The organism is Bacteroides sp. GM023 (genome assembly GCF_014750685.1).
Classification (GTDB): domain Bacteria; phylum Bacteroidota; class Bacteroidia; order Bacteroidales; family Bacteroidaceae; genus Bacteroides.
The window spans coordinates 493079-513047 of record NZ_JAAXGE010000002.1; the positions used below are offsets into that span (position 1 = coordinate 493079).

At 43.5% G+C, this 19969-nt stretch carries 10 protein-coding genes; 4 read left to right on the top strand and 6 right to left on the bottom strand.

The features are described 5' to 3' along the window. Positions 1-163: 163 nt before the first annotated feature. Entirely contained in the window at positions 164-2752 is a 2589-nt protein-coding gene (mutS, locus tag HC965_RS04480; RefSeq protein ID WP_191030725.1) for a DNA mismatch repair protein MutS, read from the bottom strand. A 533-nt stretch (positions 2753-3285) separates the two neighbouring features. Here mutS and HC965_RS04485 point away from each other — a divergent pair. From HC965_RS04485 to HC965_RS04500, 4 genes are read left to right on the top strand one after another with little or no spacing between them, the layout of a single operon-like run. Then, the gene (locus HC965_RS04485) at positions 3286-6603 is read left to right on the top strand and encodes a SusC/RagA family TonB-linked outer membrane protein (protein WP_191030328.1); all 3318 of its coding nucleotides are present in this window, start codon (positions 3286-3288) and stop codon (positions 6601-6603) included. 13 nt (positions 6604-6616) lie between these two features. Next, positions 6617-8002 (top strand): RagB/SusD family nutrient uptake outer membrane protein, encoded by a 1386-nt coding sequence (locus HC965_RS04490; protein ID WP_191030329.1) that lies wholly within the window; start codon positions 6617-6619, stop codon positions 8000-8002. A 29-nt stretch (positions 8003-8031) separates the two neighbouring features. Next, the gene (locus HC965_RS04495; RefSeq protein WP_191030330.1) at positions 8032-8238 is read left to right on the top strand and encodes a hypothetical protein; all 207 of its coding nucleotides are present in this window, start codon (positions 8032-8034) and stop codon (positions 8236-8238) included. A 12-nt stretch (positions 8239-8250) separates the two neighbouring features. Continuing rightward, positions 8251-9537 (top strand): hypothetical protein, encoded by a 1287-nt coding sequence (locus HC965_RS04500; RefSeq protein WP_191030331.1) that lies wholly within the window; start codon positions 8251-8253, stop codon positions 9535-9537. 104 nt (positions 9538-9641) lie between these two features. Here HC965_RS04500 and HC965_RS04505 read toward each other — a convergent pair whose 3' ends face one another. The 5 genes from HC965_RS04505 to HC965_RS04525 all read right to left on the bottom strand — a co-directional run bounded on the left by HC965_RS04505 (position 9642) and on the right by HC965_RS04525 (position 19966). Continuing rightward, the gene (locus tag HC965_RS04505; protein WP_191030332.1) at positions 9642-12137 is read right to left on the bottom strand and encodes a zinc-dependent metalloprotease; all 2496 of its coding nucleotides are present in this window, start codon (positions 12135-12137) and stop codon (positions 9642-9644) included. After that, positions 12134-14725 (bottom strand): zinc-dependent metalloprotease, encoded by a 2592-nt coding sequence (locus tag HC965_RS04510; RefSeq protein ID WP_191030333.1) that lies wholly within the window; start codon positions 14723-14725, stop codon positions 12134-12136. The genes HC965_RS04505 and HC965_RS04510 overlap by 4 nt, the downstream gene beginning before the upstream one ends. Positions 14726-15483: 758 nt before the next feature. Next, positions 15484-17586 carry a glycoside hydrolase family 2 TIM barrel-domain containing protein gene (locus HC965_RS04515; protein WP_370539964.1) on the bottom strand — a complete coding sequence of 701 codons (2103 nt, stop codon included), beginning with the start codon at positions 17584-17586 and terminating at the stop codon, positions 15484-15486. Positions 17587-17619: 33 nt separating this feature from the next. After that, complete coding sequence (locus tag HC965_RS04520; RefSeq protein ID WP_370539965.1) at positions 17620-18714, bottom strand: glycoside hydrolase family 105 protein; 1095 nt, start codon at positions 18712-18714, stop codon at positions 17620-17622. Positions 18715-18976: 262 nt separating this feature from the next. After that, complete coding sequence (locus HC965_RS04525) at positions 18977-19966, bottom strand: metallophosphoesterase family protein (RefSeq protein ID WP_191030336.1); 990 nt, start codon at positions 19964-19966, stop codon at positions 18977-18979. Between the last annotated feature and the right edge of the window lie 3 nt (positions 19967-19969).

Genomic DNA, 19969 nt, shown 5'->3' on the forward strand with positions numbered 1-19969 from the left:
GAAAAAGGGATTAGCGATTTAAACATCGCTAATCCCTTTTTTTATCATTTACTCTTTCCCGTTAGGGTGGATATCATTTTCCTGACACCAGGAAAACGATCGAGAATATACTCTAGGGCATATTTACCTACTATTTTCGCCTTATTTCTGTTTTATTTCTGTTTTATTTCCCCCTAACTATCTTCTTAATATCATTCAGTTTATTCAGCGCTTCAATCGGAGTGAGATTATTCACATCCAGGTTTAATATCTCATCACGAATCTGACAAAGAATCGGGTCATCCAACTGGAAGAAACTCAACTGCATACCACTGCGATTCTCGCTCACTTCCGCCAGCGGTTTACCGGAGATACCCTGTTGACGATTATCAGATTCAAGCTGTTTCAATATCACATTCGCACGTTTCACAATGCTCTTCGGCATACCTGCCATCTTTGCCACATGAATACCAAAAGAGTGTTCACTACCGCCACGTTCCAGTTTACGGAGGAAGATAACCTTATTATCCACCTCTTTCACGGATACATTATAGTTCTTGATACGCTTGAAGGATTTCTCCATCTCGTTCAGTTCGTGATAGTGCGTAGCAAATAACGTGCGCGCTTTCGCTTTCGGATGCTCATGGATATGTTCTACAATCGCCCAGGCAATAGAAATACCATCATATGTAGACGTGCCACGGCCTAATTCGTCAAACAACACCAGGCTTCGGGAAGAAACATTATTCAGGATATCCGCCGCTTCATTCATCTCTACCATAAACGTAGATTCGCCAACAGAGATATTGTCACTCGCTCCTACGCGGGTGAATATCTTATCTACCAATCCGATATGGGCACTTTCCGCAGGGACGAACGAACCGATTTGTGCCAGCAGCGTAATCAATGCAGTCTGACGCAAAAGAGCTGATTTACCGGCCATGTTAGGACCGGTTATAATGATAATCTGCTGCGTATTACAATCCAGCATTACATCGTTGGCAATATACTTCTCACCGATAGGAAGCTGCTTCTCAATCACCGGATGACGACCCTGGCGAATATCCAATACATCATTATCTTCAATAATCGGACGGATATAACGATTCTCACGAGCCACATTGGCAAATGACAGCAAACAATCCAGGCGGGCAATCTGATTCGCATTAATCTGAATCTGAGGAATAAACTCCGTTAATGCCTGCACCAAATCCGTGTATAGCTGCGTTTCCAAAACGAGAATCTTATCTTCTGCTCCCAGAATCTTCTCCTCATATTCTTTCAGTTCCTGCGTGATATAACGTTCTGCATTGACCAATGTCTGTTTGCGAATCCATTCCTGCGGAACTTTATCTTTATGGACATTACGAACCTCAATATAATAGCCGAATACATTATTATAAGCTACCTTCAGACTCGGGATGCCCGTCTGTTCACTTTCACGCTGCTGTATTTTGAGCAAGTAATCTTTTCCCGAATAAGAGATTTGGCGTAACTCGTCCAAGTCCGCGTTCACCCCATTTTGAATCACGCCACCCTTATTAATCAATAGTGGCGGGTCATTATTAATCTCCTTGGCAATCCGGTCACGGATGGAAATACAAAGATTCAGTTGCTCGCCAATCCGGTTCAGACTCGCATTATCAGCTTCCATACATGCCTCCTTTATCGGCTCAATAGCTTGTAAAGCCACCTTCAACTGCACCACCTCACGGGGTGATACACGCCCCACGGCTACTTTGGAAATGATACGTTCCAAGTCTCCTATCATATGTAACTGTTCTTCAATCAGTTCCTTAAAATCCGGTTGGCGGAAGAAATACTCCACAACATTCAACCGCTCATTGATAGGCTTCTCATCTTTTAGCGGAAAGACCATCCAGCGTTTCAGCAGACGTGCCCCCATCGGACTAATCGTCCGGTCGATGACATTAATCAGGCTGCTTCCGCCATCATTCATATTGCCAATCAGTTCCAGGCTGCGCACCGTAAACTTATCCAGACGAACGTATTTATCTTCCTCAATACGAGCCAGCGAAGTGATATGCCCAATCTGCGTATGCTGCGTCATCGTCAGGTATTGCAGGATAGCACCGGAAGCAATGATACCATTCTTCAAGTGCTCCACGCCGAAACCTTTCAGGTTCTTCGTTTCAAAATGTTTCAGCAGTTTCTCACGAGCGGTAGTTTCCGTAAATACCCAGTCGTCAAGCTCGAACGTGAAGAACTTGCCGCCGAAATTCCCCTCAAACATCAGGCGTTTGCCACGTTCGAAAAGAATCTCCTTCGGAGCGAAGTTGTTCAACAGCTTGTCTACATAATCAAAAGGTCCTTCCGCAGTAAGAAATTCGCCGGTAGAGATATCGAGAAAGGCAACACCACAGGAAGCCTTTCCGAAATGAACGGCAGCCAGGAAGTTGTTCTCCTTATAATTCAGCACATTATCATTGATAGAAACACCGGGAGTCACCAGTTCGGTAATGCCGCGTTTCACCAACTTCTTTGTCATTTTGGGGTCTTCCAACTGGTCGCAGATAGCGACACGCTTTCCGGCACGAACCAGTTTCGGCAGATATGTATCAAGAGCATGGTGGGGGAATCCCGCCATCTCAACAGTTTTTCCTTTTCCGTTAGCGCGTTTTGTCAGTGTGATTCCTAATATCTCGGACGCAACGATAGCATCCGTAGAATATGTTTCATAAAAGTCGCCGCAACGAAACAGCATCACTGCATCCGGATGTTGTGCTTTCAAATCCAGAAACTGTTTCATCATCGGGGTGAGGACGATTTCTTCTTCGTTCACGGTTCTCTCCCTTTCTTTTTTATTTAGAGTAAACAATTACAATATCTTCGCAAAGATAACGGTTTTTCGGCAGAGAATCAACGGTATCTCCTGTTTCAATTTTCAAAATAAGTGTTGCATACATTTAAAAAGGAACGGCGTTTTTCTTAACAAATAGGGAGATAATATTAAAACGTGTTATAAAACATACTGTTTTTCTTGGATAATTTGCTAATTTCCCAAGAGTCCGTATCTTTGCAATGTGTTTTTCATAGTATTAGATTTAAGGTTAACAAAGGTTGGAGCAAGGCGTTGCTCCTTTTTTTATGCCCGTATGTCTCCTCTAAAAATCCGCTTCAACACTCTAAAACTTATTTTTTATACTTTTATAAAAAATACAATAAAACCATAAGGCTAGATTGTCATACACAATTACACATTTTGCGCCTATTAATTAACATCTTCTTGTTTATATTAACCAGGAACGATACATTTGTAATTATACTCACCTAATTAATATGATTATGAATAAAGTTCCCATTTTTTCATTAACATTACTTTTTGCTTTTATTTTACCTTTATTTGCAAATGCACAGGTAACAGTGAAAGGTATTGTAACTGACGAAAGTGGGGTACCATTAGTTGGCGTATCCGTCCGCTATAAGGAGCTCCCCCAAGTCGGTGTTACCACAGATATTGATGGTAAGTTTTCCATTAAGGAAATGAAAGAAGGCAAGACCCTTGTTTTTTCTTACATTGGCATGAAAAATGTAGAGCGCTTATTGAAAGGGGCGACGCCCTTTATCAATATTAAAATGGAATCTGCAACGAGCGAACTGGACCAGATTGTCGTCACAGGTTATACCCAAACGACTTTTAAGAAAATGACCGGTTCCGTTGGGATTATCTCGGCCGACCAATTGAAAGACCAGCCTCAACCCACGATAGACGCCCTTATGCAAGGTAAAGTAGCGGGTGTGGCTGTATCAGCCCTTTCCGGACAACCTGGTAGCACACAAAAGATACGAATCAGAGGTACCAATACAATCACCGGAGACGGCGACCCGCTGTGGGTTATCGACGGAGTTCCTATGCAGAGCGGGGGTACTGATATGCCTAGCAGTTCTGAAATAAAATCCGGGCAATTTGACGACCTGTTCATGAATGGTGTCGCCGGAATCAATCCCAGCGACATAGAAAGCATTACCATTTTGAAAGATGCTTCCGCTGCCGCTATTTATGGTTCACGGGCAGCCGGCGGAGTTATTGTTGTCACTACCAAAAGAGGTAAATCAGGAAAAGCCAAGATTAACTATTCGGGCAACGTAGCGGTTACGATGTCGCCCCAACGCACCTACTCTCTGATGAATTCGCAAGAGAAACTTGCTTATGAACAGGGATTATGGAACGAATTTTCCGCTCCGGGCTTTGAAGCGGGGAATAAGGACTATCCGGTAGTAGGAGTGGTAGGCATCATCCGCGCAGGCAGAGGACGGTTTGCGGGGTGGAGCAAAGAGCAGCAGGATACATATATCGAAGAATTAGGCAAGACAAATACCGATTGGTATGACGAACTGTTCCGCAACAGTGTTTCCACGACCCACAATCTGTCTATTAATGGTGGTGGTGACAAATACACCTATTATACTTCATTAGCCTATACCCGCAATGCCGGTTTATTGAAAAACAATGATTACGACCGTTATAACCTGACGACTAATCTATCAATGAATCCCAGCCAGAAAGTCAAGATTGACTTTGGGGCATCCATGTCTTATCAATACTCAAAGTCTCCGGCGCTGAGTAGTCTCGACCCTTTCCAGTATGCTTATTTTGCCAATCCATATGAAAGTCCATATAACGAAGACGGCAGTTACCGGGCAGACGAAACATACTATGCGCTAGGAGAATATAACAATAATAAGACAAGTACCAAGATTATCCCGGATAGTGGATTTAATGTGCTTCGCGAAATGGACGAAACCTCTTCGCGCACAAAGAATATAAAAACGATGGTTCGTGCAGGTATTGATTACAACATTATCAGTAGCTTGCGTTTTGTGGGACTAGCCTCATACACTTACTCCACCAACCGTCTGAAGGAAATATACGGCAAGAATACGAAAGCGGCTTTCGACAACCGCCTTTCTGTCGATAACAATACTAAAAAAGAGTACGCTTCTATTTTGCAACGCAATGTAGACAATGAGAGCTACATGGCCCGCGGGCACTTCGCCTATGATGATTCTTTCGGCGACCATTCTATCTCCCTTATTGCCGGTGCCGAATTCCGCGGAAGCAAATCCGACGGTTTGTACAGCAAACGATATGGCTACGACGAAATCACCGGAAATGCCATAACCCCGCTTCCTGATGATCCGACAGGGGTAGGTTACGAAAAATTGAAAGCCTACCTGGCAGCCATTGACGGCTCAAACGGAGAAACATGGAGTGAGCAACGCTTTGTCTCTTTCTATGCGTCTGCCGACTATTACTACAAAAACAAATATGTATTGAATGTCTCTTTCCGTACCGACGGAAGTTCCAACTTTGGTAGTGACAAGCAATTTAATCCGAACTGGGCAGCCGGCGCGGCATGGAATGCCAGTGAAGAAAGTTTCATGGCTCCGCTCAAACCTGTATTGAACAGGTTAACTCTCCGTGTAGCAACCGGATTTACCGGCAATATCAACCGTAGTGTCAGCCCGCAAATGATTATCAGTTACTATGATGACTACCGCAATATTTCCAACAACATCTATCATATAGGAAAAGTCGTTAGCCCACCGAATCCCAATCTACGCTGGGAAAAGACACAAGACGTAAAAGTAGCCCTTGACTTCGGTATGTTTAACGACCGCCTGACAGGTATAGTGGAAGGATATTACAGGAAGAGTAAAGACATTGTGACCGGCGTACAAACGTTGAGCAGCACCGGATTCAACCAGCAGAAATACAATACTGCCGATATTGACAACAAAGGTATCGAAGCTACCTTGAACGGAACTCCCGTCAAGACAAAAGATTTCCGCCTGTCTCTTTCTGCCAACATCGCTTACAACAAGAACAAGGTGACTAAATATAAGGCTACCTATAGCAGTATGGGATATAACAACCTATGGGAAGGATATCCGGTAGACGCTATTTATAGTGGAAAATACACCGGTATTGACCCGGAAACAGGATTATATACATTCCAACTGCGTCCTGATGCCGAGATACACACAGCTACCGACTTGAACAAGCCCGATAATTACCGACATTACTTGGGCACCAGTGAAGCTCCCGTAACCGGCGGATTCAATGTCACTGCCGAATATAAAGGCATCCGTCTCAGTGTGAACGGCACTTTCGCCACAGGAGCCAAGAATTTTGAATTCATCAAGTCGCCAACTTCCGCCACCACTGTGAGCGGCAATGGAGTCTTCAATTACACAGAACGCGAACAAGTCTTCCAGAATGACTTATTCGCGCACCACCTGAATGTTCCGAAAGCAGCGGCCGACCGATGGACACCCAACAACACAAACGGTACTTACCCGCGTGTATGGAATCCGTTCGGTGAAGTCTACGGATTCGGCTATTACAACCCTATGCACAAGGAAATCACCCATGGAGCTTTTCTTACCAACTTGTCTTATGCCAGAATCAAGAGCATCATTTTAGGATATACGCTACCTAATAAGTTGATAAATAAATCCGCTCTCTCTAATGTAGATTTTTCTTTGTCATTGAATAATTTTTTCACATTCACCAGTTACTCGGGCATGGACCCCGAAACCCCGGGTGCTACTTATCCGATAAGTCGCTCTGTGATGTTTAGCGTAAATGTTGGATTTTAAATAACAATAAACGATGAAAAATAAACTATTCATATCTACCTATTGCGTTCTGATACTATTGCTGACTTCATGCAGCGGTTACTTAGACGTAAAACCCAAAGGAAAAATAATTCCTGAAACAGCCGAAGACTTTTCCACCATTATCCATTACTGGTTGGACCAGATAGAAAAGGGAAGAGATGATGTTATCATTTCCAATCCCGGAGAAACGACTAAATTAGAGATGTTTGCCGATGATCTGAATGCAACGCTTGCCAGTAATTTCGGCTATACAAGTATCTATGTCGGAAGTGCCATTAACAAGAATCAGGCTGGTTATAAGACACTTTACTCGATTATCAAAGATTGTAATATGATTATCGGCAACATGGATGATACGGAATCCGACCTGGCCAGAACATTATTGGGAACAGCCTGGAGTATTCGCTCCATTTGCTATTATAACCTTATGCAACGCTACTGTGAGCCATACCGCCCGGAAACAGCACAAGAGACTCTCGGACTTCCGTTGGTCGATGATTTCGACATGGAAGCAAAACCGGCACGTTCCAGCCTGAAAGAAACAGCCGAATTTATAGAAGAAGGGTTCCGAAATGCCCTCTCATATAATGTGTCCAATGAAGATTTTCTCTTTACCTCATCAGTGACAAAAGCCTACCTCGCACGTTTCTTCTTTTGGACGCAGAACTGGGGAAATGCCATCACCTATGCCAAAGAAGTATTGGAGAAATACCCGATGCTGGAAGCTGACGAATATGTAGAAGCCATTAGTCTGAAACAGGCAAAAGCACATAATGTCATCATCCGTTCGTTCACGATGGATGATGATATTGGAACCATGAGTTACGCCACCGCACAAGCCGACATAAAGACACGCCCTGTCGACAAAAATATGGTTGATTTATTTGCAGCCACTGACAACGATGTGCGTCGCAGATGCAACCATGACTCCAAACGACTTGTCAACAAAATCATCACCACCAAGATGCGCAGCGAAGAGCTTTGCCTCATCATAGCTGAATCCTATGCGCACCTGAACCAGGAAACGGATGCATTAGGTTATCTTAATCTGCTTCGTTCCAAACGAATCACTCAAGATTACGCAGCTTACACGATGAATAATCTACCGGAAGTTTTTCAACAAAACATAAAAACCGATGCTACGGGTATTCCTTTGACAAAGCTGATGTCCGCCATCCTTTGTGAACGTCGTAAAGAACTGTTTGCTGAGGGCGACCGCTGGTTTGAATTAAAACGCAACGGACGCCCGGAATTCTGGGTTACTGCCAAAGGAAAGAAATTTATCACAGAAAAGTATCTCTATACATTTCCTTTTCCGAAAGCGGATATCAATCTATATCCCGGTTTGCTCATTCAAAATCCGGGCTACATAGAATAATTTATTCCATCAAAAAAACAAAAACAGTTATGAAAAAGAGACTATATATCCTATGTTTCATTGCTACAAGTTCTTCCGCTCTCCTGGTTTCATGTGATAAGCCGGAAGAGTTGACCCCTAAAGTAGATGATACATCAACAGATTATTTACTCCCCACCGGAAGTATCCTGAATGCACAAGACCGTGAAGAAGTACAGGCATTATGGGATGAATACAACAATGCCATTAACCAATAAAAAGGGATTAAAATGAAAACAAAAATCAGAATAACGGGCGCTTTCCTGCTAATGATTATCCTAGTCATGGTATCAGCGGCTTGCAATGATGATGACTCGTCAGCTGCAAAGTTGTCTTTTAGTCGCTCCATATACATATTACCAGCCAGCGGCAGCCTGGAAGTGGAATTGAGGGCTTCCGTAGCTCCTGAAACAGACTTAAGCATTCCTGTCATCATTGAAGGTAGTGCCATACTGGATGAAGACTATGAAATCTCGGCCAACGGGTTTGTTATAAAAGCCGGAGAAACGAGTGCCACTTTAACCATCACTCCCAAAAACAACCTGACATCCAACCGTGAAATCCGTCTTTCCATCAATCCGGTTTCCGGATATGCGCTCGGTGATAAGAAAATAGCGATTATCCCTGTTGAAGTGAAAGAACACATTATGTACACTTTCAAGCCTATGGTTTACCGTTTGCTGAGTGAAATAGACATCAGAGTTGAAGTGGAAGGAGAATATAGTGGCAGCAAATTCAGGACAACTACAGATGTTGTGTTGCCATTGGAAATAGACCCGTCCAGCACAGCCATATTGAACGAGGACTTTGAATTTGAAAACGGAATCACTTCCGTCACCATTCCAAAAGGTTCTTACTATACCATCTTTAAGATAAAAATAAAAGAAGGAGCAGAAGATTATACGGGCAAGAATGTTATCCTGAAATTGGGTACGCCGGTTGATAACTCTGAGCTTTACTATCCGGGCTCATTCGCATCCTATAATATAAAACTGGACCAGTTGAAGTTTACCGACATGCTGGGTAAATGGAGACCCGTAGAAATTAAGGATAAAGACAATTATGTATATATCGGTATGCCCGATGAAGACTGGGTAAACAGTCTGCCGGAAAAGAATGGAGCAAATGACTACCTGGAGTTTGTACACCAGGAAGATGGCACGGATAAAATAATCCCGTACCTGACAGGGGACTTGAAAAATTTCTTTTGCAATCCACAGGGACACACGGTTGTATTTGACCATATAGAGAAAAGCCTCTACAACTGGATAACGGATGAAGAATATGACGCTCCTTATTTCATCGCTTCTCAAGTGAACCGTTGTTTCTCCAAAGGAAAAACAGAACTTGGCAATGCGTTTATAGGATTGGATAAGGTAGACGATGATAATATCATCATTTATTTCCACGATTATATACCAACAGATTTCTTCAGCGCAACATTTGAAATGTTCGGTTATGAATTCGACGCACTGTTCTTTGGTGTAACTTATGCATTCACTCGAGTGACAGAGTAAACGAAATCACCCATGCTACAACTTAAACTGCGGCATGGGTGATTTTTAATTTATAAGAGTTTTGACACTCTTTTTTTTATATCTGCTTATTCTTTCACTGATAGCTATTTTCGCAGTGCCTTCTCAATCGTAAACAAACGATAGTCATATTCTTCCTTCATTGCCCGGTTAGGCGCAACGGATTTTGCTTTCGCAAACTCACCTTTCAAATCCAGCAGACAACCATACCAAAATGGAGCCCGCTCAGGAGCAGAAGAGTAAGGGATACTTTCAATAGCCGTCATGCCCCGGTAAGGATAGACATTCTGAAGAGCCAGTTTGGAAGCAGCCTTATCCGCCTCTTCTTTCCCTTTCGGGACATTCACATTCGACGAGGAGATGACGAATCCCAGTAATTGCCCCTGCAAGAAACGTTTCCAGTCGTCAGGTTCCTTTCCTGCCCTTGTCTCCTTGAAAAGTTGGCTCTTCAAATCTTCAACAGCTTGTTGTTGCGTATAAGGGTCATCCGATTTACTCTCGCTAAGCCAAAGGTTATTGAGTTGTATCAATAAAAAATTGGCAAAGAACTTCTGCGAATAGTCTGCTGCGCTACCTGTCAGCGCACAATGGTCCAGCAATTCCCGGTTGTCGAGCCAGTTCATCTGACCGATGGCTTCCATCATCCATTGATACGAACGGCGTTGCAATTCTTTGGACACCGGCTGATAGGAAGGGTAGGCATCTCCCTGATAACTGTCATTCAGATAGATTCCACCGACTTGCTGCAATACATGCTTCACATATTCATCCGCCTGGTTGATAATTTCGCCATACAGCGAGGTTCGTTGCTCATAATTGAAATCCTCCTTGTCCAGCCATTGGTTTGCGTTCGCTATCACTTTGCCCAAATTCTCAAAAGCAATGGTTGCCCCACGAATCGCATCATTACCCAAATCCATTCCCATCCCGCGGGGGTCGTAATACGCTTTCCTGCTTTGCGGACGCTTGAAGAGCAATAATGGATTCTGATTCCGTTCAGAAACCAGCTTCTGCAAATCCGGTAATTCTTCTTGCGGAGTTTTCTGATTCATCGGTTGATAAAGATAACGAACCACCCATTTGTCATATTCTCCCAACACTTGTTGTGCCAAAGGCATATCAACACTATAATTATCAGCCGAAAGCAAATAGTTCATCGGCAGCTTATCCATGACCGACGCAGACAAACCGTGCTGCTTTACAAACTCTTTCGATTGAAGCGAATCCACCGGATAAGCAATAGAACCTGCCATATTATCCGTCAGCCCCAGGCAATGTCCCCAATGCCTCAACAATAACGAAGTCAACGCCTCTTCCACTAAGTCCTCGTCCGGCAACAGCGTGCGGGCTTTCTCGTTAAAGGAAGCTGTCTGCAAGAAATAATTCAACTGGATTTTTGAAGCTAGATTATGCGGAATATAAATATTAGCACTTATTATTTCCCCTGTCAACGGGTCACTCCAGCAGTTATCCGTAATCTGACCGGAAGGTGAAACGACATACCGGACACAGGACTTCGTGATGCTGTTAGCATCAAATCCCGTACTATCTCGAGGATAAGGCTTCACGTCCAACGCATTAGAGAAACCGATTTGCTGAAATGCCTTGTTCCATATTTCAGCGCTATGATACACACACTTCTGCCATTTTTCGGGCAACAACGTATCTACGTAGAATACAATCGGTTTATCAGCAGTCAGATTCCAGCGGTTCACCCAATACTGTACCTTACTCCCCTGCTCCTCACCCGAGAAATTCACCTTGCCGCTCCATAAAGTCCCGACACGGGGGTCAGCCAGGCGAGGACGATAATCCCCATCTTCCGGCAACAGCATAAAAGTACGCTTCACAACCGCGCTAAAAGGGATATTATCCGCTATCGGGAAAATACCGAATAACGACATCGCCAATTCATAACTCATATAGCATGAGACAGATACATTATCAGAATAAGAAGCTATCCCGGATATCATCGACTGTTTCTGTTTGAAGGTCGCTTTCCGCTTCACCCAGCCCCCCATCGTATTGTATGCCTTCGGGTCAATCGGATTCATATATATGTCATCCTGAAAGACAAAAGATGTAACATCAATCACCAAAGCGCTGTCCGGCGAATAGGCTTTTATAGAGAACTGATTTAAAATGACATCACTGAAACTTTTTTTCAGCGCCTCTCCGATACGGGAATCCTGCTCCGCTACCGGACGATTCGTTATCCGGTATAGCCTGACCAAAGAGTCAGCCCGGCAGAATCTCACCTGCAAAGGGGTAGCGGCACAAAAACCGACAGATGATTCCTGCGGATTACTTAGTTTATCAACCACACCGCCCATCAGCAAGCGTTTGCCCAAAACATCCCTGGGGATTTCCATATATACTTTATTGTCTACCCAATAAAGATTCATCAGTCCTTTCGTTTCAACGCTATTCGGTTTATCCTTCAGCAGTTTCTCATATTCAGTTTTAGGCTTAACCTGCTCTGTTTTCCCCTTTTTCTTGGCAACAGCCTCCGAAGGAGAAAAGACAAGCCCTCCAAAGACTGATAAAAAGAACAAAAAGATATATTTATTCTTCATAATCAACGATTTAATGCATTATTCATTTGATGGAGCAATAACTGATAATGAAGCCGTGTATCTTTATCGGCATGTTGCTTCCGGCTGTTCAGTAAATCTCGTACACGCAGGAAATAACCGTAACACATGCTATCCTGACTCTTGGGAATAAAATACTCGGCCATCGGTTCTTCAAATCCCGCTACCGGATTAAACATACGTCCAACATCGGAGACACAACAACATCCCTGATGTCCTGCGCCTTCCTTGTGATGAAAAACAGCCAACTGCTCCCATACATTTTCTTCATTCTTCAATGACTTAGTATCTTTACTCAAACGGATTCCGGCTGTCGAAGACAGATGTTTGATAAACAAATTCTGCAATTTCATTTGAGTAGCGTTCAGCTTGCGTCCCTGCATAGTAGGGTTCCATATATAGGTATAAATATCATTCATACACTCCTCAATATCATATCCACCTTCCTTGCCGGCCTTCAATGCCGAAAATTCTACCCGTGCAGGAGCTTTCATCAATAGTTTCATCATGACATCCCGCAAGGCATCCGATGGTTTCCCCATCATAGGCAATACTTTCTGCATACTCTCATCATCCAGCCAATCCAGGGTTGCGAGTTGTTCCAGGAAATAGTTCATCGCTTCTTTCTGCTTCGCTTTGGGTTCCACTTGCAAGGCTTCCACCTTGTCGCCAACCAGTTTTTCGTGCAGATAGATTCCGCCTATATTATGATATACATGCAACATATAAGTCAGATACTGCATGATTATGCCATCATAGATATCCGACCGGTGGGTATAATCCGCGTCTTCCGCTCCCAGCCATTGATTCAAATTAGCCAGGATATATTTCAGATTCTTCACTCCATATTGGGTAGCTTTCACTGCATCGTCGCCCAGGTCTTCCGTCTGAGAACGAGGGTCGAGTATATCCGACTGCTGTTTTCCATACCGGTATACAGGGTTGTCCGACAAATCAGTAATCCATTTCGATGTAATGGCATATTCTTCTTCCGGGGTCTTGGCTTCGGGCACAGGGGTATAATTCCATCGAATCAAATAATCGTCATACAAACCAAAATAAGGCGGCGTCATACGAACGCCCCGTTCCATATCACCGGGCTGCGCCACATAGTTGAAACGTGCATAATCCATAATGGAAGTGGTAGTGCCATGCTCTTGCGTGAACGAAGGAGAACGGAGCGAGTCAACCGGAATGACAGAAGAAGCGCTCATATTATGCATAAATCCCAGGCAATGCCCCACTTCGTGGGAAACAACATAACGCAAGGCATCGTCCATCACCTCTCTTGGAATCACTTTATGACGTACACGCTTATCTGCCTGCGCAGTCTGGATAAACAGCCAGTTATTCAGCAGTTTTATCACATTATGGTACAGATAGACCGAAGCATTCAGAATCTCCCCGCTACGAGGGTCAACCCATGACGGCCCCATCGCATTTTCAATCCCTATCGGGGCATAACGGATACATGAGTATTTCAAATTATCCGGGTCAAACTCCGGGTCGTCTTTCGGAAACTCTTCCGCCCGGATGGCCTGCACAAAGCCTGTTTTTTCAAAAGTTCTATTCCATTGGTTCACAGCCTCAAAAATAGAGCCCTTCCAGCTTTCGGGAAAACAACTGTCTATATAAAACACAATCGGTTTTACAGGAGTCACTTTTTCTCCTTCCAGATAACGTTTCAAGTCGGAAGGCTCCAAACGCCAACGGTTTGCGTAATAGACGGCACGTGTCGTCTGTTTCGCAGCCGAATATTCATTCTTCATGGTAGGAAAGATACCGATTCTGCTATCCATCAGTCGGGGACGGTAAGGAATGGTATCCAACAATATAATCGAACGGGTTACCTTTGCCGTCAGAGGTTCATCTTTAATGTCTTTTCCTTTTCCCCCGGTCAGCGAATACGTATAATTCAGGCAACTACGGACAGATACGTTATCTTTGAAAGCCTTGAAACTATCAATAAATGATTTGTTGCTTTGAAATGAAGCCGAACGTTTGCGTCCCCCCGATGTGTTCACACTGTATTTATCGAACGGCGACATCAGCTTATTGTCACTTACAAAGAACTCGGTAACATCAAAAACAACTGCTGTGCTGTCGTTATTATAAGCCGAAATATCAAATACCTGCAAAATTGCGTTCATATTGCTCATCTCAATAGCCGCCTTCAACCGGTGGTCATTGTCATCACTCACATTATTGGTCTGCACCGCTGACAGGCAGACTTTATTATTCAATTTCTCAAAACGAAAATGGAGCGGCGTGGTAGGTTTCGAGCCAATAATAGCATTTTTATTATCACTGATTTCTGTTACTGTAGAGCCCAGCAACATATCACGTTGCAACATCGCCAACGGAAGTTCAAAATAAACTTTCTCCTTTACTTTGTGTACAGTAATAAAACCTTCTGCTTTTGAATGATTGGATGAGAATAGTTTATCATAAGCAGTTTTTTCCTTCTCAACAACTTCTTTCTTTTTTGACTTTTTACGCTTCAAAGAAATCGCGTTTGCCGATACAGATACTCCCAGCATGGAAAATGCAAGGAAAGCAATCAGGATTTTTTTCATATTGATAAATGTATTAAAATATGGCTCACTAATTTCGTGTTCAAGATGAGTGATAACTAATATCACAAAGATACAGGGAATCACAGACATATGTTGTGAACTCTACCGACATATTTCAAACTAAACTTCGTCTAAACAGAACTATAAATAACCATTTTCCTGTTTGATAAATAATATATGCCGGGATTTTGAAGCTTAATGTGCTATTTTTAAGATTGCATTGAAAAGTTGCAGCACTAAAAGGTATGAATTAGAGTAGAGATTGCATAAATAAATGCAATAATATGCATGAACACGGACTTATATTGCATAAAACCTCCATAGAATATGCAATTATTCCTGCCAGTTGAGCTTCGAAAGTTTAAAACCAACAGGGTGTTCCCCGGTGAGGAACGGTTCCTTCCCCACCGAGGAACCTGCTTCTTCTCGGTGAGGAAGGAATAAAAGGCTTGTTTGAAGTTCGTTTCTCCTCTGGTTGTCCTTAATCTATCGAAAAAGCAAAATAACAAAAGGAGTTTCCTACTGGATATTTACCATCCAAACATCCAATAATAATGAGAAAAAGTCACAATATGACAAGCATATTCCCTGAATGATAAAAAGACAGAATTTAATACTCTCAAATGCCGGAGCTTTTCTATTCTTCTCAATCAGTCGACGTGATTAACGGTATTCCTGACCGTTTTAATATTCATTTTTTAAGATGGATTATTTTTCAGAGAACGATTAATAGGTTATTATTGAGAACTATCGGATTTCTACCATCCGGCATGTTCTTTTTTATTCTCACGGGCATCTGCGTCCCGTTTCTTTTCACCCGAATAGTTCCATTCGATTTCGTCAACGTATTCTTTTCCATCCTGTGTTGCGACAGCTTTAATCGTATTTTTCCCTTTTTCAAGCATTACTTCATCAAATACATAATGTACATCTGTATATCCCTTACGGATACCTGCCAATTCCTTACCATTCAGGTAGACTTTGGGAGTTCCGATATTTGAATAGACAGTGACGGAAGTCTGCTGACGTTCACGGTCAGTATTGCGGCGCTGCGTCAGATAAAGTACGGGAGATTTACTCCAATTCGCTTTATACCAGTAGTAGGAGTCTTTCTTTATTTTCCGGTCGAATGTCATCAATCCTTTCAAGTTGCGGGCAGGTACGCCGCCACGACTCCACATAGGTACGGCAAAGTCGAACATATTCCACAGATAAGAAGCAATGATATACGGATGTTCGGCTATTACGCTCCACTGATATTCATGTGTCTTCGTCTGAAAAGTTTCGGGATAGAAAGGTTTGCTCCAGTTTAAGGCATCCCCCAGATATTCTGTCTGATGGTCGAGATTGGCATCGGCTCCGTATTCGGTCAACATCAACTTCTGCCAGGGATAGTTTTTTTCAAGTCCTTCCACCCAAGGCTCGATGTCCTGCAACTTCTTTTCGTACCAGCCGAAATAACGGTTCATACCCTGTATATCCGCGTTTTGGTTCACCGGATGATTCGCATGTCCGAAACCGTTCACAGCAGCCGTATAGCGGTCAGGGTCTTCCGTCTTTGCCAAATCGTGGAGAGACTGGGTTAATGATGCCGTGTATTCATGGGGTTGGTAAACTTCGTTATGCAGCCCCCATACATAAATGGAAGGATGATTAAAACTTTGACGAATCAGTTCGCGGAGCTGTGTTTGCGCATTCTCCGATTCATAGCCTGTCACCCGATTGACAAAAGGTATTTCAGCCCAAATAATCAGTCCAAGCGTATCACACCGTGAATACAAGTAGTCCGACTGCTGATAGTGGGCGAAACGCACAGTCGTAGCGCCAATATCCATAATCTGAGCCAAATCAAAATCATGCTCACGGTTAGTCAGTGCACTGCCCAGTCCCCACCAGTCCTGATGGCGGGTGACACCATACATCGGATATTTCTCACCATTCAGATAGAAACCTTTTCCGGCAACAATCTCATAATGACGAATACCCAAAGGTTGCGTGACCTCATCAATCACTTTATCGTCCGCAAGCAAACGGGAGACCACTTTATAAAGATAAGGGTCTTCCCTGCCTTGCCAAAGATGAGGATTAGAAAGCTTAAAGGTTGATGTATAATTTTGTGTCCCTTGCGGAGTCAGTTCGAGCGGCAGGCTCCGGGAGCTTACTTTCTTCCCTTCCTGCGTATAAATGCTGTTTTCCAAAACAAGATGCGCAGGAGTCAGGCTGCCATTGTCCAGCTTCACTTTGACGGTGATGTCCGCCGAGCGTTTCGATACATTCTTTTGAGTGATATATACACCGGGAGAAGCGCAATCAGTCACTGTGATATTATTCTGCTCCGTCGTTATCAGCCATACGGGACGGTAAATACCACCATACACACCAAACAGGCTATGATTAACGGGAATCACATCGGGACGGGCCGTATTGTCAGCTTTCACGACAATTTCATTCTCAGTATCCAACTTCAAAGCTGTGCCTATCTCGAAAGCGAAAGCGCCATAGCCGCCTTTATGCGTGCCTACCAACTTTCCATTGACATAGACTTCGGTACAGGCTCCCACACCTTCGAAACGAAGAAAGACACGTTTACCCGCTAATTCATTACCAAAAAACTGCCTCTTCCTGTAATAGCCGGCACCTTCGTAAAAAGCATCGGCTTTCTGCTGCATATCTTTCGCATTCCAGGTATGGGGAAGCGTCACTTCTTCCCATTTACCCTCCCATTGCCGGGAAGCGCGCATAGGTTCCACAGAGAAAGGCCCCCGTTTGAATTGCCAGCCGGTATTGAAGGAGACTACGTCACGGGCAAATGTACTGTTGTTCACAATGACTCCTGCCAATAAAAGCAGAAACACAATCATTCTATTTTTCATCGTTCTGTTGATTGTATTTTTCTACTTTGCCATCTTATAAATCTCACATCCACCCATCAGGAAAGCGCCCACACCATATACTTCGGTCATATCACGCGTCACCTTTTTCGGGTCGGCTCCGATAGGCTGCACATAGCCCAACTTTCCGTCTGCATCCACAGCAGATACTTGCGCATTCCATCCCTTTACCAAACCGGGAAGAAAGGTATCCTTATCCAGCAATCCTTCATTAATGCCATAAGCCAAAGCATAGACGATAAATGTAGTACAACTTGTTTCAGGCGACGGATAAGAAGCAGGGTCGAGCAGGCTTGCGTGCCAGAATCCATCCTCATTCTGCAAACCTGCCACACGGGAACAGAGCTTCACGAACAGCGTCTCGTAAAACTTACGGTTCTTATCTTTTGCGGGAAGTTCTTTCAGTATTTCCACCAGTCCTCCAAGCACCCAGCCGTTGCCACGTCCCCAAAAGACCTTCTGACCGTTTGCTTCACGCTTGTCAAAATATCGCCAGTCACGATAGAAAAGGTTCTCTTCCTTATCGAAAAGATGGTCGTAGGTGGCTTTAAATTCACGGTTCATAAAGCGGATGTATTTCTTGTCACCCGTCAGGACATATAATTTGGTGTACACCGGCGGAGCCATGAAAAGAGCGTCACACCAAGTCCAACGCTCCAGCGTTTCGGATTTGCGATAGTCCAGTTTGAAATCATCTGTCGGAGGATTTTTCATCACCCAGTCCGTACGGGCGATAGTAGGGTCGAGCATACGCTTATTTTTGTATTTTCGGTAGAGGTCGATAAAGACTTGTGAGACAGCGATGTCGTCGGCATGATACATTCTCTTGTCCGGCTGCCATCCGTTCCGGCTGCCTATGCGGGTAAGCCATTTAAAGTATTCTTTGTCACCGTCTTCACGCTCCGCCAGTTCCGCCCAGTCGAGCATACCAACATAGAGTACGGCATTTGTCCAGTTCAGGTCACCGTGTTCGGCTCCCTTGTTGGGATGAGCGATTTGCCAGTCGGCAACTTTCTTCATTGTTTCTTTTATTTCCGCTTTACGGAAAGGCATATCCTGCGCCTGTATACTGATAGCAAACAATAAGGCAGCAATCATCCCTGTTTTTCTTTTTAGATTCATTCGTCTGTAAATATTATAAAGTTTTGTAGTTGTTTTTATTCCGATATCCGGTCGAATACAAATATACGCCAAATATCGGATATAATAAAGACAATTATCGGACGTATATATACTCAGTGTGGTGAATATATAAAAGGCATATATACCCATTATGTTGAATATATATGCCCAATAAACAATATGCTCAAATGCCGCTTTTACATCTATCTTGGCGAATATCTATCCTCTGATATTAAAATCACTTCTTGATAAAATCAGCAGGACAGATGACAGACTGAGTCACTCCGTCTTTCAAACGTATCCATGTTTTAAAACTATCGGCCGCCTTCTCGTCCAGTTCAATCACGCGGGCACCGTTAGGCAAATGGTTATACACCGTATTTCCTCCCGTATAACGGCCATAAGCTAACAAAATTCCTTTCCAGAATACTGCATAATCATCATCATGGTCATGTCCTACGAATACTCCCTTCACATCTCCCATCTCTTTCATGGCGGTAAATAAGCCGGAATTAAGTTGCGGAGCACATGCTTTCTCCTTACGGACACCATAAAGAATAGCCTCTTCGGAAGAAGCAGCCTGATTATACTCTGGCAAAGCGATATGGAAGAAAGCATACGACGGCAAGGGAACGCCCCCATTCTTATCGGTAAACTTCTTACTATTCTCTTTATACCACTGTATCTGGTCCATCCTAATGTAATCATATCCGCTGACACCCTTAATCTGGGAGTAAGAATGAGAATCAAGGCAATAAAGAACCGCCGCATCCTTTGTGCCATCTGACGAACGTACGGGAAGGATGAAATTAGTGACTCCCGCAATGTCCGGAGTTGTTGTCGTCAGGTTGCAGGGAATAGACTGAATAATTTTGAACAGTTCTTCACGGGTCAATCCCTGCTCATTATCATGATTTCCAAACATCACAGCAAATGGTAAATTCCTTTTCGACACTTGATTCAGAACGGTACGCATACTCTCTTCTGCCGGCTGGCCATAAATCACATCACCGGTAAAAAGTACCAAGTCGGGTTTTTCGGTATCCAACACCTGATTAATCCGTTCGATGGAGGCAGCCGACCGCTCGTCATTATAGATATAATGAACATCAGTAAACTGGACAATTTTAAACCTACCGTCTTTATTGAATTTCAGAGTCGATTGTTGTGCGGCTGTAAACTGCAAGCCCATACATACTAGAGCTAATAAAATATATAAACGCTTCATGCT